The following is an 18140-nucleotide window of genomic DNA, read 5'->3' on the forward strand; positions in this document are numbered from 1 at the left end:
AACCTAACGATCTATTAGGCATTGACACGTTAGCAGCCGTCGTGGTGGAGTGACGGCATGCCACGGGTGCGCCCGGAGCTCTACTTCGTCGGCTCGGCGGTCTTCCACTACCTCGGGCCGGCGTTCGCGGTGCTGCTGTTCGCCCGACTCGAGCCGCTGGGCGTCGCCTGGCTGCGCATCCTGTCGGCCGGGTTGATCTTCGCCGTCTGGCGCCGCCCCTGGCGCGCTTGGGCCGGCGCCACGACCACCGAACGACGCACCGTCGTCGTCTGGGGCGCCCTGCTCGCCCTCATGAACGCCTGCTTCTACCTGGCGATCGACCGCCTGGCGCTGGGCACCGTCGCCGCCATCGAGTTCGCCGGCCCCATCGCGCTCGCGGCGCTGGCCGCCCGCAGCGGCCGCAACGTCGCCGCGCTGCTCCTCGCCACTGCCGGCGTCGGCGCGCTGGCCGAGGTCAGCCTCACCGGGTCGCCGGCCGGGTTCGCCTTCGCGATCGCCAACATGGTCCTCTTCACCGGCTACATCGTGGTCGCGCATCGGGTGTCGCGGCAGGAGCGGCTGGCCGGCATCGACGGGCTCGCGATGGCGATGCTGATCGCGGCCGTGCTGGCGGCACCCATCGGCGTCGCCGACGCCGTGCCCGCCGCCACCGACCTCGCGCTCCTGGCGGCCGCCGTCGGGGTCGGTGTCACGTCGTCGGTGCTGCCCTACGTCTTCGACCAGCTCGCGATGCGCCGGCTCGCCCGCGGCACGTATGCGCTGATGGTCGCCCTGCTTCCGGCGACGGCGACCGTCATCGGCGTCGTCGTGCTCACGCAGATCCCCACCGCGACCGAGGTCCTGGGCGTCGCGCTCGTCATCACGGCCGTCGTCGTCCACCGCGAGCGACCCGCACCCGCCGCGCCGGAGCCCGAACCCCTCACCGCACGCGAGTAGGCCCCAGCGCCGCCCAGCTCGCCTCGTCGGCCCACACCGAGCGCGGGTCGACGTACGGGCGCAGCAGTCCGGCGAGCTCCGGGTCGAGCGCACCGGCCAGCGCGTCCTCGGCGATCCGCCGCGCGACCCCGGCCAGGAAGTCGGCGACCTGTACGCGCGGCTCGACGATCGAGTCCGCGAACCGCAACCCCGCCAGCCGCCCGTTCAGCGTGCCGAGCGCCGCGAGCCGTTCCGGCGTCAGGATCCGCTGCTCGTCGTGGAGCACGCGAACCGGGCGCCCGCCGTCGCTCCAGTGCTCGACCGTGTGCGCGAACGACGGGACCAGCGGGTCGAGCGACGGCACCGCACCCGGCAGCCGGTCCAGCTCGTCGCGCAACGACGCCGCCGCTCCCGCCCGTTGCGCAGATCGTCGACGACGGCGTCAGCCTCGGTCCCGGTGTGGGCAAGCGCGCCGACCGCCCGCGCGAACGCCGCCGCGGGGTCGTCCAGAGCCGGCCACCGGCCGCCCGCCCGCAGCAGCGCGTTGGACGCCGTCAGGAACGCCGTCCACGGCGCCGCCCCGAAGACCGCCGGCCCGGCCCGGTACAGCGTGGCCGCAGCTGCCGCCGTCCCGCCCGAGACCTCCGCAACCACCCGCGTGACCAGTAGGAATGGCTTGTCGACGAGATACACGCAGGCGCGTCCGGCGATCGGCCCGGCCGGGCCGAGGAACCAGGCCAGCGCCGCCCGGTGCTTGCGCCGCAGCAGGTGGTTGGCCTTGTACTCCATGGCGGGCGAGCGGATGCGGACCCGCAGCTCGGCCACGCACGCGGCCGCGGCGGCGCCGTCGATGAGCACGCTCCCGTACCCGAACACGTCGGTGTTGCCGCCGGTGAGCCGCTCGCCCTCGGACCCGGACTCGTCGCAGGCGATCTCGATCGCCGTCGCGAGCCCGGGATCGCCGTCCATGCGCACCGATCCTCCGCGCCTCGCCGTGCGAACGCAACGCCGTTTCCCGGTGAGGCAGGCATGAAAGCGCTGCGGTTCCCCGCTCCACCCGCCGCGATCTCGTGCAAGGTCCGGGCCATCGAGCTGGCCCAGGGGACATACCTCTGGCGCAGGTCGCGCAGATCGGCCAGGTGGCAGATGTTCCGGCCGGCGATCGGCGACACGATCGGTCCATCGGCGCCATCGGGGCGCCGGCGGAACCGAAGGACACCACGATCATGACCGAGACCACCACCCGCAAGGTCGTCGCCAACATGTCCCTGTCGCTCGACGGCCGCTACTACGGCGCCGGCGGCGAGTACGACATGGGCTGGGTCGCGCCGCACGCGGTCACCGAGTCGATGCGCGACCAGTCGGTCCGGATGACCACCACCGCGACGACGATCCTGCTGGGCCGCAAGAACTACGAGGGCTTCGGTGGCTACTGGCCGACCGTCGCCCGGGACGAGAACGCCGAGCCCCGCGACCGGACCCTGGCCCGCTGGCTGGACGACGTCGAGAAGATCGTCTTCTCGACCACGCTGACCGAGACCCCCTGGCAGAACTCCCGCCTCGCCGACGGCGACCCCGTCTCCGTCGTGAAGCGCCTGCGCGACGAGCCGGGCGGCGACATCGTCGTGCAGAACAGCGCCAGCATCATCCGCACCCTGCTCGTGGCCGACGAGATCGACCGGCTCACGCTCAACCTCTGCCCCGAGCTGGTCGGCGGCGGCGCCCGGCTCTTCGAGGACGGCATCCCGGTGACCTCGTGGTCGCTGGCCGACCTGTCGACCTCGGAGTCCGGCGCGATCTACCTGACCTACGACCGCCGGCGCTAGGGTGTGCCCGACGGATCGACGCGCCTTTCAACCCGTTCGTGATCACGTTCCCTCGCGGTCGCTGTGGCGCCGTGAGGGAACCTGATCATCACAACGACGACTGTCATCGGCGGACGTCCTCACTCGCGCGGGGATCACCTCACCCGCATGAGGTCGTTGTTGACCATGGAGAAGAGCGGCTTCCACGGCACTGGAAACCCGCTCATCTCCATGATCAACCGGGATCCGAGGATGCGGAACCAGTGATCCGTCAGACACGCCTTAACCGTCGATCAACACGCCGGTGGCGTACATGCGGTGCGACGAGCCGATCTCCGGCCAGCACGTGGTGAGCGTGATGCGCCGCTCGGTCGGCTCGGTGCCGGCGGGCTCGCCCGGCACCGGCGCGACGACCCACAGCTCGTCGACGTCGATCTTGTTGCCGTCCGGATGACCGCCGGGTGCGTCGTCGAGCTCGTAGACGAAGGTGCCCTGAGCGGTGACGATCTCGATGCGGTCGCCGACGCGCAGCTCCGGGAACGGCGCGAACGGCCAGCCGTGACCGGAGCGGTGCGCGGCGACGGCGAAGTTGCCGACCTCGCCGGCGTCGGCGCTCTCGGGGTAGTGGCCGGGGCCGTTCTCGAGGTCCTCGGGCTCCACCCCCTCGACGACGACCCACTCCCAGTCGGCGCCGAACCGCGGGATGCGCAGCAGCCCGTACGCGTCGCCGAGGTCGAGCTCATCGACTGACGGCGGCTCCTTGGTCAGCTCCCCACCGGGAGCCACCGCGCCGAGCTCGTCGCGCAGGTCGTCCTGCGCGTTCGCCGTCTGGATGCCAGTCCCCCACAGCGTGTAGACGACGAACAGCAGGACGACGGCGCCGGCGGTCAGCATGAGCTCACCGACGCCACCGGCGACGGTCGCGACCGGCGAGCGGCGGGGGGCTCGACGCCGTCCCCGGCGGGCATGACCTGGCATGAACCGACCCTAACCCGAAACGCATTGCCACAATGCTCCTCTGCTGGCAGCAGATTGTGTTGGAGGGGCTCTCCCGCGCGACGAATGATCGGTCTCAGGACATCACGAACCACCTGAACCGCAGAAGAGCAGGGAGAACACCGTGACGAACGCGGGACCCATCACCGGGACGCTCGACGACCAGCTGGCCACCCGGCTCCTCCACCAGCGCATCATCGTCCTGGGCACCGAGGTCGACGACCAGGTCGCGAACCGGCTCTGCGCGCAGCTCCTGCTGCTGTCCGCCGAGGATCCGCGCAGCGACATCAGTCTCTACATCAACTCCCCCGGCGGCTCGGTCAGCGCCGGGCTGGCGATCTACGACACCATGCGGCTCATCCCCAACGACGTCAGCACGCTGGCCATGGGGCTGGCCGCGAGCATGGGCCAGTTCCTCCTGACCGCCGGCACGCCCGGGAAGCGCTTCAGCCTGCCGCACGCGCAGGTGCTCATGCACCAGGGCTCGGCCGGGTTCGGCGGGACGGCGGCGGACATCGAGATCTACTCCGAGCAGCTGGCCCGCACGTCGGCGCTGATGACGACCCTGACGGCGGAGCACACCGGCCAGTCCCGCGAGCGGATCGACGAGGACAGCCAGCGCGACCGCTGGTACACCGCCGACGAGGCGCTGGCCTACGGCTTCATCGACCACATCGTCGAGCACATGAACGACGTCCGGCCGCAGTCGGGCCGCCCGGTCGTGGGGGTGGGAGCGTGAGCCAGTACACGATCCCCACGGTCATCGAGAAGACGCCGACGGGCGAGCGCGCGTTCGACATCTACTCGCGGCTGCTCAACGAGCGCATCGTCTTCATCGGCACCCCCATCGACGACGGCGTCGCGAACGTCGTGATGGCGCAGCTGCTGCACCTCGAGTCGGCAAGCGCCGACCTCGAGATCGGCCTGTACATCAACTCGCCCGGAGGCACGTACAGCGCGCTCACCGCCATCTACGACACGATGCAGTACGTGACGCCGCCGGTGTCGACCACGTGCATGGGCCAGGCGTCCGAGACGGCGGCCGTGCTGCTGGCGGCCGGCGCGCCCGGCCGGCGGTTCGTGCTGCCGCACGCGAAGGTCATGCTGCACCAGCCGTCCAGCCAGGCCCGCGGCACCCTGCCCGACCTCGCCGTCCAGGCCAAGGAGGTCGCCAAGGTCCGCTCGGAGATGGACGAGATCCTGCACCGGCACACCGGTCACGCCGTCGACAAGATCCGCGCCGACACCGACCGCAACAAGACCTTCTCCGCCCAGGAGGCCGTCGACTACGGCCTCGCCGACCAGATCATCGCCAGTCGCAAGGCGATCCCCGCCGGCGCCGTCTACGGCTGACGCCGACGCCCGCGCGGGCAACTGAAACGACGTGTAGACGCTGATGCCAACAGCAGTTGGCATCAGCGTCTACACGTCGCCTGAGGACATCCGCTCGGAAGCGAACGCCGCGCACACCTGCCGTCAGGCGGCGAGCAGGAGGACGTCGCCGTTGCGCTCGGTGGACGGACGGCGGCGCGGGACCTTGCGCGGGGCGACCACGGGCGCGGGCACCGGCAGCGGCTCGCGGCGGCGCAGGGCCCGGACGGTGTCGAGGCGGATGACCGTCGCGCGGTGTTCGACCAGGTCGCGGCGGACCTCGCCGAGCAGGTCGGACAGCTCCAGCCCGAGCGCGTCGCAGACCGCGGCGAGCACCTCGGACGAGGCCTCCTTGCGGCCGCGCTCGACCTCGGACAGGTAGGGCATCGAGACCTTGGCGTCGGTGGCGACGTCGGCCAGGGTGCGGCCCTGGTCCTGTCGCGTCCGCCGCAGCACGTCGCCGAGCATCGTCCGCAGCAGCGGCGTCGACCGATCTTCGCGTTCCTCCGGGCCGCTCATGCATCCACGCTAACGGCGTCGGCCTCGCGTCCGGGAGAGCGGTTCGCCACCGGCGAACCTCGACGCGCATCCGGCCGGGTCGCGTGGGTACTGCAGGTGAGCCGGACGAGTGAACGAGGGGGACGGATGCGGGTACCGAAGGCACGGGGCGAGCTGAGCGAGGCTCTGGGAGCCGCCCTGCACGACGGAGCAGCGACGACGGCGACGGCCGCAGCCCGGCTCGCCGAGGTCGAGGCGACGGACGACGGCGACCGGCACCTGGCGCTGTGGACGCTGTACGAGCTGCACTATCGCGGCTTCGAGGACGTCGACGACGAGCTGGAGTGGGCGCCGGAGCTGCTGGCGCTGCGCCGCCGGCTCGAGCGGCCCTTCGAGGCCGAGCTGCGCGAGGCGTTCCCGCCGCCGGAGCTGGACGGGCCCTTCGGCGACGCGCTGTTCGCGCTGATCGAGGGGTTCGACGGCGCCTCGGTCGCCTCGTACGTGCAGCGCGACGCCACCGTCGAGCAGACCCTGGAGCTGCTGCGGTACCGCACGATCTACCACCTCAAGGAGGCCGATCCGACGGCGTGGGTGGTGCCGCGCCTCACCACCGGGCCGAAGGCCGCGCTCATGGAGTTGCAGTACGACGAGTACGGCTGCGGCGACCCGAACCGGCTGCACTCGCACCTGTTCGTCCGCGGGCTCGACGCGGCCGGGCTGCGGTCGGACTACGGCGCGTACGTCGACGACGTCCCGGTCGAGGTGCTGGTGCAGAACAACGCGATGTCGCTGTTCGGGCTGCACCGCCGGCTGCGCGGCGCGGCACTGGGGCACCTGGCGGCGTTCGAGGCGACCAGCTCGATGCCGTCGCGGCGCATGGCGCAGGGGCTGGACCGGCTCGGCCTGCCGGCGGAGATGATCGCCTACTACGACGAGCACGTCGAGGCCGACGCCGTCCACGAGCAGCTCGCCGTCCGCACCATCTGCGCCGCGCTGGTCGAGGAGGAGCCGGCACAGGCCGCGGAGGTCGCGTTCGGCGCGCTCGCGTGCCTCGGCCTCGAGGACCGGTTCGCCCAGCGCATGCTCGCCGAGTGGGACGCCGCATGACCGAGCAGCGCGACTTCGCCCACCCCGACGTCGTCATCTGCCCCGGCGGGCCGCTGCTGCTGCGCGGCGAGCACGTCGTCGAGGACGCCGACGGCCGTCAGCACCGCACCACGCGTCCGGTCAGCGCGGTCTGCCGCTGCGGCAAGTCCGCCGACCAGCCCTGGTGCGACGGCACCCACAAGGTGCTCCCGGACAAGCAGAAGCCCTGACCTCGTCAGGCCCCAACCACCAGCGCCAGCACGCCCCGCGACCCGTAGGACCGCCGCCCCACCACCCGCAACCGCGAGGCCGGGTCGCCGGCCAGCTGCGCCGCGACCCGGTCCACCTGCTCCCCCGTGCCGAGCTGCACGACGGCGGACCCGCCCGGCGCCAGGTGCGAGGCGATGACGTCCAGGCAGGTCCACGCGACCGTGAGCCCGTCCGGCCCGCCGTCGATCGCCGACGCCGGGTCGTCCGGGAACCGGGCGACGGACGCCGTCGGGACCCAGGGCGGGTCGGCGATGACCAGCGCGAACCGCTCCGCCGGCGCCAGCGCGCTCCGCAGCGACGACCACCGGACGTCGACGGCGCCGGCCGGCCGCGCCCGCGCCGCGTTGACCCGGGCGAACCCGCAGGCGACGGCGTCGCGGTCGACGAGGACGAGGTCGCGGCCGGAGCCCGCGAGCGTCAGCGCCAGCAGCCCGATCTGGCCGGCGCCGGCGCACAGCTCCAGCACCGGCCCGGGCGGCGCGTCGTGCAGCAGCTCCGCGGCCCAGACCGACTGCGCGGTCGTCCAGGGGCGCGGTCGCAGGACGCGGGCGTCGTAGTCGATCTGCAGCGCTCCGAAGGCGGCGGTGCGCGGCGCGAGGTCGGTCGTCACCCACGCGCTCTACCCCTCGTCGGCTCCCGCATGTACGGGTACGGTGACGCGATGACGCTGCGCTCCGCGATCTGGCTGCCGCTCTTCGACGAACTGGCCGATCCCGCCGTCGTGATGTGGCTGGCCGCCGAGGCCGAGGAGGCGGGCTGGCACGGCCTGTTCGTCTGGGACCAGCTGCGCTGGCGCGAGCCGGTGCAGGCGGTCGCTGACCCGTGGATCACCCTGACGGCGGTCGCGACGGCGACCGAGCGGCTGGCTCTGGGGCCCATGGTGACGCCGCTCCCCCGCCGCCGGCCGGCGAAGCTGGCCCGCGAGACAGCGTCTCTGGACCTGCTGTCCGGCGGCCGGCTGATCTTCGGCGCCGGGCTGGGCAGCGACCGCTTCGCCGAGGAGTTCAGCCGCACCGGCGAGGAGCTCGACGACCGCGTCCGCGCCCGCATGCTCGACGAGGGGCTGGACATCCTGACCGCCGCCTGGACCGGCGAGACGGTCGAGCACCGGGGTGAGCACTACGTGGTCGACGGCGTCAGCTTCCTGCCCGCGCCGTCCCGGCCCGGTGGCGTGCCCGTGTGGATCGCGGGCATGCCCGGCAAGGTCGCGCCGATGCGCCGGGCCGCCCGGCACGACCTGGTGGCTGCCCGAGTTCGAGCCCGGCGTCGTCACCGCCGACCAGGTCCGCGGCGTCATCCACGACGGCCCGGCCGCCGGCTGACGCCGTCGTAAATGGGTGGACACGCGCCCGTGTCGCGCGGTGGGATGCCCGCGATGACGACCCCGCGGATGCACGCCGACCAGCTCGAGATCGACGCCGCCCTGGTGCGCCGGCTGCTGGCCGCGCAGTTCCCGCAGTGGGCGGGCCTCGCGCTGCGGCGCGTGCGGTCGGCCGGGACGGTGAACGCCGTCTACCGGCTCGGCGACGAGCTGTCGGTCCGGCTGCCACTGGTCCCGGAGTGGGCGGGCGACCTCGAGAGCGAGTTGGAGTGGCTGCCCCGGCTGGCGGACGGCGGCGGGTTGCCGCTCGAGATCCCGGAGCCGGTCGCGGCCGGCGAGCCGGGCGAGGGCTACCCGGCGCGGTGGGCCGTCTACCGCTGGCTCGACGGCGTCACACCGGAGTGGAGAGGTCTGGACGACCCGCGCACCGCCGGCCGGCTGGCGGAGTTCGTCCGCGCGCTACGAGACCTCGACCCCGGCGGCGCACCGGAAGGCAAGGGGCAGCGGCTGCTCGCCGCCGACGACGACGCCGTGCGTGAGGCGATCGCGTCGCTCGCCGGCACCGTCGACACCGCCGCCGCGACCGCCGTCTGGACGGACGCGCTGGCCGCGGAGGTGTGGGACGGCGAGCGGGTCTGGGTGCATGGCGACCTGCTGCACCTCAACCTGCTGACCCGCGGCGGCGAGCTGTCCGCCGTCCTCGACTTCGGGTCGGCCGGGGCCGGCGACGGCGCCTACGACCTGCTGCCCGCGTGGACCCTCTTCACCGGCGCCGCGCGAGAGGCGTTCCGGGCGGAGCTCGCGCCCGACGACGCCGCCTGGGCCCGCGGCCGCGGCTATGCGCTGGCCAAAGGGCTGATCGCGCTGCCCTACTACCGTGAGACCAACCCGGTGTTCGCCGCGTTCGCCCGTGAGGTCATCGACGCCTCGCTCGCCTAGGTGGTACGTTGCCGGTGTGGCGCCGTCCCGCGCCCAACCCTCGGTTCCGGTGCTCACGCCACCGGCGTCAGCGGGGGCAAAGGGGGCTCGAGTCCTCGGGATGCCGGTTCGGTGTGTCCTTTCCGGCGGACGTCGTGAGCGTGAGTCGCGTCGCGCCGCCGACGAGAGGAACACCAGATGACCAGGCAACGATCCTTCAAGCATCTCGTCCGCACCCGCATGGCCAAGACCGGCGAGAGCTACACCGCCGCGCGCGCCGTGCTCCTCGCCGCACAGGACGTTCCCGCCGGTGCGACGGCGCCCGTCCTCGCCACCTCCGACGAGACCATCCGCGAGCGCACCGGCCGCGGCTGGGAAGAGTGGTTCGAACTCCTCGACGAATGGGGCGCGGCGGACAAGTCGCACCGCGAGACCGCCCGCTGGGTCGCCGACCAGCTCGGCGTCGTGCCGCTGGCGTGGAACGCGCAGGCCGTCGTCGGCAGCTACGAGAAGGCCCGGCTCGGCCGCGCGGTCGGCGAGAAGGAGGACGGCTTCACCGTCACCGTCTCTCGGACCGTCGCGGTGAGCGCCGAGCGGCTCTACGACGCCGTCGTCGACCCGTCGCAGCGAGAGGACTGGCTGCCGGACGGGAAGCTCGTCGAGCGGACGGCGACCCGGGCGAAGTCGGCGCGGTTCGACTTCGACGGCGGCGCTTCGCGTGTGCACCTCGTCTTCGACGCCAAGGGCGCGGACAAGGCGACGCTCAGCCTGTCGCACGTCCGGCTCGCCGACGCCGACGCCGCGACCGCCATGAAAGCGTTCTGGCGCGAGCGGCTCGACGTGCTCAAGGCGCGGCTGGAGGGCGGTTCCGATGCCTGACGTGTCGCTGCTCGCCGTCGCCGTCGGCACCGTGGCGGCGTTCGTGATCGGGTTCGTGTACTACGGGGTGGTCGGCGTGCCGGGCGGGTCCGGCGACGGCCGTGGGGAGGTCCCGGCGCGACCCAGGTGGCTGCTGCCGGTGGCCGAGCTCGCCCGCAACCTCGTGCTGGCCGCGGTGGTGATCGGCGTGGCCGCCGCGGCGGATGTGTCGTCGGCCGGCGGCGGGCTGCTGCTCGGTCTGGTGCTGTGGGTCGGGTTCCCGCTCGTGCTGTGGACCGGCGCGATGTTCCACGAGGGTGTCCCGCTACGGACTGCGCTCGTCCACGGCGGCGACTGGCTGCTGAAGCTGCTGGCGATCGGCCTGGTCGCCGGCGTGCTCGGCTAGCGGCTCCGGCTAGAGCCGGGTCTCCGACTCGGTGGTGAACTCGCGGACGTCGGCACCGGTGATGAGCGCGGTCTGCTCGTCGCCGGTGCCGTCGCCGCGGAAGGCGTCCAGCGCCGCCCGCGTCGCCCACCGCTCGAGGACGTTGATCCGCTCCGGGTCGACGAGGTCCGCGGACAGCGCGAAGTCCAGACACCCCTCGGTCGCCCGCGCCTGCTCGACGACGGGGACGCAGGTGGCGAGGTACGCCTCGCGGTCGGCGGCGTCGACGCGCAGATACCCGGCGACGATGATCACGGCATGCTCCTCGAGGGCTCGGCTTCTGACCAGCCGACGATACGCGGCTCAGGAGGGAGTTCTCCCCGCGCGGGCGGGCGATGACCCGCACGCAACCTCACGACGCCCGACCTTCGCTCCGTCAGGAGGGAGTTGTCCCCGCCAGAGCGGGTGAAAGTCCCGCCCGGCGGGCCGCGCCAAGATCAAGGCCGGTGACGGGGCTCCGGCGAATGTGACATATTGCGGGCCATGCCGGCCCGCCGTCCCCTCCCGACGGGCCCGCGCCCGTGAGCCGGGTGGCGGGGCGGTTCGTGCTGCCGGCGCTGGTCGCCGCGCTGTTCGCGGCGCCGTTGTGGTTCATGCTGGTGGGCTCGCTGCGCCCGGCGGGGCTGCCGCCGCCGCGGACGCTCGAGCTGTGGCCGCCTGAGGCGACGCTCGAGGCGTACCGGCGGCTGCCGGAGCTGATCCCGCTGTTCCGGTACCTGGCCAACTCGGCCGCGGTGGTCGCGATCGCGGTGCCGCTGACCGTCGTGACGGCGGCGCTGACGGGGTTCGGCGTCCGGCTCCTCCCGCCGCCCACACGACGTAAGGCCGTCATCGGGCTCCTCGTGGTCCTGCTGGTTCCGGTGACCGCCGTGTGGGCGACGCGGTTCGAGGTGTTCCGGCTGGCCGGCGTCACCGACACGATCGTGCCGCTGCTGGCGCCGGCGCTGCTCGCCGTCAGCCCGTTCCTCGTGCTGCTCTACGCCTGGAGCTTCGGCGGCGTCCCGGACAGCCAGCTGCAGTCGGCGCGGCTGGAGGGGGCCGGCTGGCTGACGGTCTGGCGTCGGGTCGCGCTGCCGCAGGTGCGCCCGGCCACGCTCGCCGTCGCGGTGCTGGCGTTCACGTTCCACTGGGCCAACTTCATCGACCCGCTGCTCTACCTGCACAGCGGCGACCGCTACACATTCCCGCTGGCGCTGCGCTTCCTGCTGCTGCTCAACCCCACCGACTGGCCGCTGCTGATGGCCGGCTGCATCATCGCGACCCTGCCCTGCGTGGTCGTGTTCCTGCTCGCCCAGCGCGTCCTGCTGAGCGACGACCCCCTGGCCGCCCTACGGAGAGGACGCCCATGACCCGCACCCGCCGCACGGCCACCGCCGTCGCCCTGGCCGGGTTGCTCACCGCCGCCTGCGGCTCCGAGACCGACAGCGGGGACGACGGCGGCGGGGACGACCGCGAGATCACCGTCACGCTGTTCGGTGACGCCGAGGAGGTCGCCGGGTACACGTCGCTGGTCGAGGCGTTCGAGGAGTCCAGCGACGTCGGTGTCACGCTCTCCCCCGTCGCCACGCAGGACGACCTGATGGCGCGGCTGACCACGGCGTTCGCGGGCGGCGAACCGCCGGACGTCTTCCTGCTCAACTTCCGCCGCTACGGCCAGTTCGCCGCGCAGGACGTCATCGAGCCGGTCCAGGGCTACCTCGACGACAGCGACGTGCTCGACGAGGACGACTTCAGCCCGCGGGCGCTCGACGCGTTCCGGTTCGACGGGGACGAGCTCACCTGCATGCCGCAGAACCTCTCGTCGCTGGTGGTCTACTACAACCGCGACCTGTTCGAGGCCGCCGGCCTGCAACCGCCGGCCCAGGGCTGGACCTGGGACGACTTCCTCGCGGCGGCGACGGCGCTCACCGGCGGCGGCACGTACGGGGCGGGAGTGGAGCCGTCGGTCATCCGGGTCGCGCCGTTCGCGTGGTCCAACGGCGGCGACGTCGTCGACGACCCGGACGAGCCCACCACCTTCACGCTGACGACCGACCCCGCCACGCGCCGAGCCGTCGACTGGTTCCTCGACCTGCAGCTCATGCACGGCGTCGTCCCGCCCGACGCCGAGGAGCAGAGCGAGTCCAGCGAGGCCCGGTTCCTGCGCGGCACCCTCGGCATGTACCTGAACAGCCGGGTCGCGGTGCCGACGCTGCGCGGCATCGAGGGGTTCGAGTGGGACGTCGCGCCGCTGCCCGTGGCGCCCGGCGGCGAGCCGGCGTCGATCCTGCACAGCGACGCCTACTGCATGAGCGCCGGCCTCGACGACCACGCCGCGGCCTGGGAGTTCATCGAGTTCGCCATGGGGGTGGAGGGTCAGACGATCCTCGCCGAGTCCGGCCGGACGGTGCCGTCGCGGCTCGACGTCGCGAACTCCGACGTGTTCCTCGCGCCGGCCGAGCCGCCGGCGTCGTCGCAGGTGTACCTCGACATTGAGCCGCACCTGCGGGCCACGCCGCGCACTGCCACCTGGTCACGCATCGAGGGCGAGGCGAACGACCTGCTCGCCGAGGTCTTCTACGGCAGGGTCGACCGCGAGGAGGGCCTGCGGCGGCTCGAGGACGAGCTGCGCCCGTTGTTCCAGCAACCCGCCGGCGGGTCCTGACGATGACCGTCACGACAGCCGGCGGCGGCCTGCGGCTCACCGGGCTGGCCAAGGCGTACGGCCCGGTGCGCGCCGTCGACGGCGTCGATCTCGACGTCCCGGCGGGCGAGCTGGTCACCGTCGTCGGGCCGTCGGGCTCCGGGAAGTCGACGGTGCTGCGGCTCATCGCCGGGCTGGAGCGGCCGGACGCCGGCACCGTCGCCGTCGGCGGGCAGGACCTGCGCGACGTCCCGCCGCACCGCCGGTCGGTCGCCATGGTCTTCCAGGACTACGCGCTCTACCCGCACCTCACCGTGCGCGAGAACATCATGTTCGGCCCGCGGGTCCGCAAGGTGCCCAAGGACGAGGCGCGGCGCCAGGCGGCCGACGCGGCCCACCGCCTGGGTATCGCCGACCTGCTCGACCGCTACCCCGACCAGGTCTCCGGCGGGCAGCGGCAACGGGTCGCGCTCGCCCGCGCGCTGGTCCGCTCGCCCGCCGTCTACCTGCTGGACGAGCCGCTGGCCAGCCTCGACGCTCAGCTGCGGCTCACCACCCGGACCGACCTGCTGGCCCTGCACCGCCGGCTCGGCGCGACCACGCTGCACGTCACGCACGACCAGGCCGAGGCGATGACGCTGGGCGACCGCGTCGTCGTCATGGAGGGCGGGCGGGTCCGCCAGGCCGGCCCTCCGCAAGAGGTGTACGACGCCCCCGCGGACACCTTCGTCGCCCGCTTCCTCGGCAGCCCGCCGATGAACCTCGTCCCCGCCGGCGGCCTTCTCGGCGGCCTCCTCGGCGGCGCCATCAGCGGCAAGGACACCGACGGCGGCACCGTCGGCATCCGCCCCGAGGACCTCGCCCTCGATCCCGCCGGTCCCCTCGAGGCGACTGTCGAGACCGTCGAGACCCTCGGCAGCGAGGCGGTGCTGCTGACCCGGGGGCCCGACGGCGTCCGGCTCACGGTCCGCACGCCGCCGCGGCTCGGCCTGCGCCCGGGCGACGCCGTCCGCCTGCGCCCCGACCCGGACCGGCTGCACCGCTTCGACGCCGCCGGGCGGCGCGTGTGACACGTGTCAACGGCGGGCGGTCGCTGTCGGGCTGGGCGTTCCTCGCGCCGTACGCCCTCGCCGTCGTCCTGCTGATCGCCGTCCCCGCCCTGCTCAACGTCGGCTACGCGTTCACCGACCACACCGGGCTGACCCGCGACCCGCAGTTCGTCGGCCTCGACAACGTGCGCCGGCTGACCGAGGACACCTTCCTCGCCGACACCCTCGAGGCGTCGCTGTTCCACGTCTCCCTGTCGGTGCCGCTGCGGCTGCTCGCGGCGGTCGGGCTGGGGCTGCTGCTCGCGGCGCCACGGCCGGGCGGGCGCTGGTTCCGCACCGCCGTCTACCTGCCTACCGTCGTCCCCGACGTCGCGCTGGCGGTGCTGTTCCTGTGGGTGCTGAACCCGTTGTACGGGCCGCTGAACCAGCTGCTCGGGCTGTTCGGCCACCCCGGCTACACCTGGCTGTCGGACCCGACGACGGCGCGGGTCGGGGTGGTGCTGATGCTGCTGTTCCCGATCGGCGAGGGGTTCGTGGTGGTGCTGGCGGCGCGGCGGCTGCTCGACGGCCGGCTCTACGAGGCGGCCGCGCTGGAGGGCTGCGGCCCGTTCGGGCAGTTGCGCCGGATCACCCTGCCGCTGCTGGCGCCCGTGCTGGTGCTGCTGGCCGTGCGCGACACGATCCTGACGCTTCAGGTGAACTTCGTACCGGCGTACGTGCTGACCGACGGGCGGCCGGCGAACGCGACGCTGTATCTGCCGGTCTACATCTTCGACCAGGCCTTCGAGTTCTCCGGGTTCGCCTACGCCGCGCTCATCACGATCGTGCTGATGCTGATCACGGGGACGATCATCGCCGTGCAACTGCTCGCGGTGCGGCGCTGGCGGGTGCTGCGGTGACGGCGATGTGGCAGGCTGCGGCGATGACCACGCGCCGGACCGCAGCCGTCGCCGCCGCCACCCTGGCCGCCCTGACGTTCGCCGCCTGTGGAGGTGACGGGGACGACTCGGCCGGCCCGGGCAACCCTGGCGACGCGATGCTGGCCAACCTCCCCTCGTGCGACCGGGTCCCGCTGGACGAGGCGCCCGAGACCGACGACCCCGTCGACGGCCTGATGCTGCCCGACGGCGCCCGGGTCACCTCCGTCGTCGAGCAGGGCGCGCTGGTCACCGTCGAGGGCTCGATCCGGATGACCCCGCTGGACCTGCGCGCCGACTACGAGGGCCGCTCCGACGTCGAGCTGCTGCGCGTCGAGGACGAGGTGTTCGAGACCGAGGTGCTCCTGCGCGCCGGCGGCCGGCGGATGTACCTGCGTGCCACCGCGCTGTGCGCCGACGGCACCGCGCTCATGGCCGTCGTGGGCCCGGACTCCGAGGACGCCGGGCTGCCGGAGTTCCAGAGCGACTGACACCGTTCGACACCTGTCGTGAGGATTCGTGGTCATCCTCATACATTGTCCGGTGACATCTCACACGACAGTGGCTATCCTTCGCGCACGGCCCGCCCCCAAGGTCGTTTCTTCCCGCGCGGAGAGGGAGCCCCGGCATGATCGCCAGACTGGCCCGCTATCGCCGAACCGTGAGGGTCGCGGCCGTCGCCGCGCCCGTCGCAGCAATCTCGCTCGTCGCCGCCATGGTCTACGGCGACGAGCGCACGACCACCCTGAGCACCAGCACCGCCACCGGACCCATGGAGTTGCCCGACGAGTGGATGACGGCGCAGCGCCTGAGCGACGGCAGCACCGAGCTGTCGACCGAGGTCTACACCGAGGCGCGCGCCGAGGCGCGCAACGTCGAGATCCGCACCCGCAGCATGTACCGCCCGCTCGCGGAGCGGCAGTGGGAGTTCTTCGGCCCCAGCGACATCGGCGGCCGCGTCGTCGACATCGCCGTCGACCCACAGGTCGAGGACCAGCTCTTCATCGCCGCCGCGTCCGGCGGCGTCTGGCGCTCCAGCGACGCCGGCATGACCTACGAGGCCGTCTGGCCCGACGACTGGGTCCAGGGCATGGGCGCGGTCGCCATGACGAGCGACGGAGTGCTGTTCGCCGGCACGGGCGAGCCGCAGCCCGGCGGCGGCTCCATCACGTTCGGCGGCGACGGCATCTATCGCTCGCTCGACCGCGGCGGCACCTGGGAGCACGTGGGCCTGCCCGACAGCCACGCCATCGCCCGGTTCGCCATCGACCCCAGTGACGAGGACCGCATCTTCGCGGCGGCGGCGGGCAACCTGTTCGTGCCCGGCGGCGAGCGCGGCGTCTACCTCAGCGAGGACGGCGGCGACAGCTGGGACCGCGTGCTGGCGCCGTTGAACGAGACCACCGGCGCCACCGAGGTCATCATCGACCCCACGAACCCCGACCGCGTCTACGCGGCCATGTGGGACCACCTGCGCGAGCCGCACCAGCGCACGTACGGCGGGCCCGGCTCCAGCCTGTGGCGCTCCGACGACGGCGGCGACACCTGGGAGCGGATGACCAACGGCCTGCCCACCGACCCCGATCAGGGTCGCTGGGGCCTCGCGCTCGCGCCGAGCAACCCCGACCGGCTGTACGCGTACGTCGGCACCGCGCTTGGTCCGTTCCGGGCGTTCTTCCGCTCCGACGACGGCGGCGACAGCTGGCAGCAGACGCCGGTCACCGCCGGTCAGGCCTCGCAGTCGACGTTCAGCTGGTGGTTCGGCAAGCTCTTCGTCGACCCGGCGAACCAGGACCACGTGTTCATGATGGGCGTGAACCTGCGCCGCTCGACCGACGGCGGCATGACGTTCGCCAACTCCGGCGGCGTGCACGCCGACCAGCACAAGATGGCCTGGGACCCGAAGGTGCCCAACCGCGTCTACCTGGGCAACGACGGCGGCATGTACCGCTCGGACACCAACGGCGTCACCAACTCGTGGACCAAGGCCACCCACGAGCCGTACACGCAGTTCTACTCCGTCGACGTCGCCCAGACCGACAACCAGCTCAAGGTCGGCGGCGCGCAGGACAACGGCTGCAACCGCGGCTACAACGGCGTCGGCGGCGGCTGGGACGCCATCGGCTGCGGCGACGGCCTGCAGGTGATCATCCACCCCGAGAACCCGAGCATCGTCTTCGGCTGCAGCCAGTACGGCTCCTGCTACCGGTCCGAGAACAGTGGCGGCACCCCGCGGCAGAACATCGGCACCGGGCAGACGACCTCGGAGCGGCGCAACTGGTTCACGCCGCTGCAGTTCGACCCGAGCGACCCCGACGTCATGTACTACGCCGGCGACCGGCTGAACCGGTCGACCGACAACGGCCGCACCTGGACCGCCATCAGCCCCGACCTCACCGACGGCGGCCCCAACGACGACGACGGCTACCCGTGGGGCACCATCACGGCCGTCGCCGCCGCGCCCACCGACGGCGACACCATCTACGTCGGCACCGACGACGGCAACCTCTGGTGGACCGACGACGTCGGCGCCACCTGGAACCAGGTCGACGAGGACGAGCTGCCCGGCACCTGGGTGACCCGCATCTCCGTCAACCCGGCCGACGAGGACATCGCCTACGCGACGTTCTCCGGGTTCCGCGCCGGCAGCGACCGCCCGCACGTCATGGTCACCGAGGACGGCGGCGCCACCTGGACCGACATCGGGCAGGGGCTGCCGGACGCACCGGTCAACTCCGTCGTCGCCACGACCGACGGCCTGCTGCTCGCCGGCACCGACGTCGGCGTGTACGTGTCGGCGTGGAACGGCGGCGAGTGGGCCGCGCTCGGCACCAACCTGCCGAACGCGCCCGTCATGTACCTGCGCTACCACGAGCCGACGCGGCAGCTCAGCGTCGCGACCTTCGGCCGCGGCATCTACCAGGTCGACGTGCCCACCTGCCGCGGCTCGTCGACGCGGCTGCCGCTGCGCGATCCCGGCGTCGGCGTGAACGGCGTGCTCGCGTCCTGCCGCCAGTGACGACGGCGATGCTGCCGGCGGCGGGCACGACACGCCGCTGGTAGCAGTG

General features: G+C 72.9%; 22 protein-coding genes. 16 read left to right on the plus strand and 6 right to left on the minus strand.

The window, feature by feature from the left end; translation table 11 throughout:
• Window positions 1-57 precede the first annotated feature (57 nt).
• Window positions 58-936, plus strand: coding sequence for an EamA family transporter (locus HD601_RS22860; RefSeq protein ID WP_184825763.1), 879 nt, complete (start codon window positions 58-60; stop codon window positions 934-936).
• Here HD601_RS22860 and HD601_RS33160 read toward each other — a convergent pair.
• Together HD601_RS33160 and HD601_RS35005 are read right to left on the minus strand one after the other, a co-directional pair.
• A complete protein-coding gene (locus HD601_RS33160) occupies window positions 920-1201 on the minus strand; it encodes a hypothetical protein (RefSeq protein ID WP_221441221.1) in 282 nt (93 codons plus the stop codon). The two genes, HD601_RS22860 and HD601_RS33160, sit on opposite strands and share 17 nt — an antisense overlap.
• Entirely contained in the window at window positions 1174-1884 is a 711-nt protein-coding gene (locus HD601_RS35005; protein WP_221441222.1) for a hypothetical protein, read from the minus strand. Before HD601_RS35005 ends, HD601_RS33160 begins: the two co-directional genes overlap by 28 nt.
• Before the next feature lie 257 nt (window positions 1885-2141).
• Here HD601_RS35005 and HD601_RS22870 point away from each other — a divergent pair, with 257 nt between their 5' ends.
• On the plus strand, window positions 2142-2741 hold the full coding sequence (locus HD601_RS22870; protein WP_184825765.1) for a dihydrofolate reductase family protein: 600 nt from the start codon (window positions 2142-2144) through the stop codon (window positions 2739-2741).
• Window positions 2742-3002: 261 nt separating this feature from the next.
• Here HD601_RS22870 and HD601_RS22875 read toward each other — a convergent pair whose 3' ends face one another.
• A complete protein-coding gene (locus HD601_RS22875; RefSeq protein ID WP_184825767.1) occupies window positions 3003-3698 on the minus strand; it encodes a class E sortase in 696 nt (231 codons plus the stop codon).
• Between the two features lie 142 nt (window positions 3699-3840).
• Between HD601_RS22875 and HD601_RS22880 the strand changes: the two genes are divergently transcribed.
• Both HD601_RS22880 and HD601_RS22885 read left to right on the plus strand, forming a co-directional pair.
• The gene (locus tag HD601_RS22880) at window positions 3841-4455 is read left to right on the plus strand and encodes an ATP-dependent Clp protease proteolytic subunit (protein ID WP_184825769.1); all 615 of its coding nucleotides are present in this window, start codon (window positions 3841-3843) and stop codon (window positions 4453-4455) included.
• A complete protein-coding gene (locus HD601_RS22885) occupies window positions 4452-5069 on the plus strand; it encodes an ATP-dependent Clp protease proteolytic subunit (protein WP_184825771.1) in 618 nt (205 codons plus the stop codon). Before HD601_RS22880 ends, HD601_RS22885 begins: the two co-directional genes overlap by 4 nt.
• Window positions 5070-5192: 123 nt before the next feature.
• Here HD601_RS22885 and HD601_RS35010 read toward each other — a convergent pair whose 3' ends face one another.
• Window positions 5193-5606, minus strand: coding sequence for a helix-turn-helix domain-containing protein (locus HD601_RS35010; protein WP_184825773.1), 414 nt, complete (start codon window positions 5604-5606; stop codon window positions 5193-5195).
• A 126-nt stretch (window positions 5607-5732) separates the two neighbouring features.
• Here HD601_RS35010 and HD601_RS22895 point away from each other — a divergent pair, with 126 nt between their 5' ends.
• On the plus strand, window positions 5733-6692 hold the full coding sequence (locus tag HD601_RS22895) for an iron-containing redox enzyme family protein (RefSeq protein ID WP_184825775.1): 960 nt from the start codon (window positions 5733-5735) through the stop codon (window positions 6690-6692).
• Window positions 6689-6901, plus strand: a complete 213-nt coding sequence (locus tag HD601_RS22900; protein WP_184825776.1) for a CDGSH iron-sulfur domain-containing protein — start codon at window positions 6689-6691, stop codon at window positions 6899-6901. The genes HD601_RS22895 and HD601_RS22900 overlap by 4 nt, the downstream gene beginning before the upstream one ends.
• A 5-nt stretch (window positions 6902-6906) precedes the next feature.
• On the opposite strand, the gene HD601_RS22905 is transcribed toward HD601_RS22900, so the two are convergent.
• Window positions 6907-7551, minus strand: a complete 645-nt coding sequence (locus HD601_RS22905; protein WP_184825778.1) for a methyltransferase — start codon at window positions 7549-7551, stop codon at window positions 6907-6909.
• A 51-nt stretch (window positions 7552-7602) separates the two neighbouring features.
• Here HD601_RS22905 and HD601_RS22910 point away from each other — a divergent pair, with 51 nt between their 5' ends.
• From HD601_RS22910 to HD601_RS22925, 4 genes are all read left to right on the plus strand, one after another.
• The gene (locus HD601_RS22910; protein WP_221441223.1) at window positions 7603-8274 is read left to right on the plus strand and encodes an LLM class flavin-dependent oxidoreductase; all 672 of its coding nucleotides are present in this window, start codon (window positions 7603-7605) and stop codon (window positions 8272-8274) included.
• A gap of 42 nt (window positions 8275-8316) precedes the next feature.
• A complete protein-coding gene (locus HD601_RS22915; protein ID WP_184825779.1) occupies window positions 8317-9201 on the plus strand; it encodes an aminoglycoside phosphotransferase family protein in 885 nt (294 codons plus the stop codon).
• A gap of 177 nt (window positions 9202-9378) precedes the next feature.
• Entirely contained in the window at window positions 9379-10059 is a 681-nt protein-coding gene (locus HD601_RS22920; RefSeq protein WP_184825780.1) for a hypothetical protein, read from the plus strand.
• Window positions 10052-10444, plus strand: a complete 393-nt coding sequence (locus tag HD601_RS22925) for a DUF1761 family protein (RefSeq protein WP_184825781.1) — start codon at window positions 10052-10054, stop codon at window positions 10442-10444. The genes HD601_RS22920 and HD601_RS22925 overlap by 8 nt, the downstream gene beginning before the upstream one ends.
• Window positions 10445-10453: 9 nt before the next feature.
• Here the strand turns inward: HD601_RS22925 and HD601_RS22930 are convergent, their stop codons facing one another.
• A complete protein-coding gene (locus tag HD601_RS22930; RefSeq protein WP_184825782.1) occupies window positions 10454-10738 on the minus strand; it encodes an antibiotic biosynthesis monooxygenase in 285 nt (94 codons plus the stop codon).
• Window positions 10739-11004: 266 nt separating this feature from the next.
• Between HD601_RS22930 and HD601_RS22935 the strand changes: the two genes are divergently transcribed.
• The 6 genes from HD601_RS22935 (at window position 11005) to HD601_RS22960 (ending at window position 18091) form a co-directional block, all read left to right on the plus strand.
• Window positions 11005-11832, plus strand: coding sequence for an ABC transporter permease subunit (locus HD601_RS22935; protein ID WP_184825783.1), 828 nt, complete (start codon window positions 11005-11007; stop codon window positions 11830-11832).
• Window positions 11829-13127, plus strand: coding sequence for an ABC transporter substrate-binding protein (locus tag HD601_RS22940; protein WP_184825784.1), 1299 nt, complete (start codon window positions 11829-11831; stop codon window positions 13125-13127). Before HD601_RS22935 ends, HD601_RS22940 begins: the two co-directional genes overlap by 4 nt.
• A 2-nt stretch (window positions 13128-13129) precedes the next feature.
• Window positions 13130-14176, plus strand: coding sequence for an ABC transporter ATP-binding protein (locus HD601_RS22945; RefSeq protein WP_184825786.1), 1047 nt, complete (start codon window positions 13130-13132; stop codon window positions 14174-14176).
• On the plus strand, window positions 14173-15054 hold the full coding sequence (locus HD601_RS22950; RefSeq protein ID WP_184825788.1) for an ABC transporter permease subunit: 882 nt from the start codon (window positions 14173-14175) through the stop codon (window positions 15052-15054). The genes HD601_RS22945 and HD601_RS22950 overlap by 4 nt, the downstream gene beginning before the upstream one ends.
• A 23-nt stretch (window positions 15055-15077) precedes the next feature.
• A complete protein-coding gene (locus tag HD601_RS22955; RefSeq protein ID WP_184825790.1) occupies window positions 15078-15563 on the plus strand; it encodes a hypothetical protein in 486 nt (161 codons plus the stop codon).
• A gap of 137 nt (window positions 15564-15700) precedes the next feature.
• Window positions 15701-18091, plus strand: a complete 2391-nt coding sequence (locus HD601_RS22960; RefSeq protein ID WP_221441224.1) for a WD40/YVTN/BNR-like repeat-containing protein — start codon at window positions 15701-15703, stop codon at window positions 18089-18091.
• Window positions 18092-18140 lie beyond the last annotated feature (49 nt).

It is taken from the genome of Jiangella mangrovi (assembly GCF_014204975.1).
GTDB lineage: Bacteria > Actinomycetota > Actinomycetes > Jiangellales > Jiangellaceae > Jiangella > Jiangella mangrovi.

Bases quoted from the DNA above. Each gene is read 5' to 3' on its own strand.
- HD601_RS22960 (WP_221441224.1), top strand. From the start codon at position 15,701: ATGATCGCCAGACTGGCCCGCTATCGCCGAACCGTGAGGGTCGCGGCC.
- HD601_RS22900 (WP_184825776.1), top strand. From the start codon at position 6,689: ATGACCGAGCAGCGCGACTTCGCCCACCCCGACGTCGTCATCTGCCCC.
- HD601_RS22910 (WP_221441223.1), top strand. From the start codon at position 7,603: ATGACGCTGCGCTCCGCGATCTGGCTGCCGCTCTTCGACGAACTGGCC.
- HD601_RS22925 (WP_184825781.1), top strand. From the start codon at position 10,052: ATGCCTGACGTGTCGCTGCTCGCCGTCGCCGTCGGCACCGTGGCGGCG.
- HD601_RS35005 (WP_221441222.1), bottom strand. From the start codon at position 1,884: ATGGACGGCGATCCCGGGCTCGCGACGGCGATCGAGATCGCCTGCGAC.
- HD601_RS22870 (WP_184825765.1), top strand. From the start codon at position 2,142: ATGACCGAGACCACCACCCGCAAGGTCGTCGCCAACATGTCCCTGTCG.
- HD601_RS22945 (WP_184825786.1), top strand. From the start codon at position 13,130: ATGACCGTCACGACAGCCGGCGGCGGCCTGCGGCTCACCGGGCTGGCC.
- HD601_RS22940 (WP_184825784.1), top strand. From the start codon at position 11,829: ATGACCCGCACCCGCCGCACGGCCACCGCCGTCGCCCTGGCCGGGTTG.
- HD601_RS22920 (WP_184825780.1), top strand. From the start codon at position 9,379: ATGACCAGGCAACGATCCTTCAAGCATCTCGTCCGCACCCGCATGGCC.
- HD601_RS35010 (WP_184825773.1), bottom strand. From the start codon at position 5,606: ATGAGCGGCCCGGAGGAACGCGAAGATCGGTCGACGCCGCTGCTGCGG.
- HD601_RS22895 (WP_184825775.1), top strand. From the start codon at position 5,733: ATGCGGGTACCGAAGGCACGGGGCGAGCTGAGCGAGGCTCTGGGAGCC.
- HD601_RS22955 (WP_184825790.1), top strand. From the start codon at position 15,078: ATGACCACGCGCCGGACCGCAGCCGTCGCCGCCGCCACCCTGGCCGCC.
- HD601_RS22875 (WP_184825767.1), bottom strand. From the start codon at position 3,698: ATGCCAGGTCATGCCCGCCGGGGACGGCGTCGAGCCCCCCGCCGCTCG.
- HD601_RS22915 (WP_184825779.1), top strand. From the start codon at position 8,317: ATGACGACCCCGCGGATGCACGCCGACCAGCTCGAGATCGACGCCGCC.
- HD601_RS22860 (WP_184825763.1), top strand. From the start codon at position 58: ATGCCACGGGTGCGCCCGGAGCTCTACTTCGTCGGCTCGGCGGTCTTC.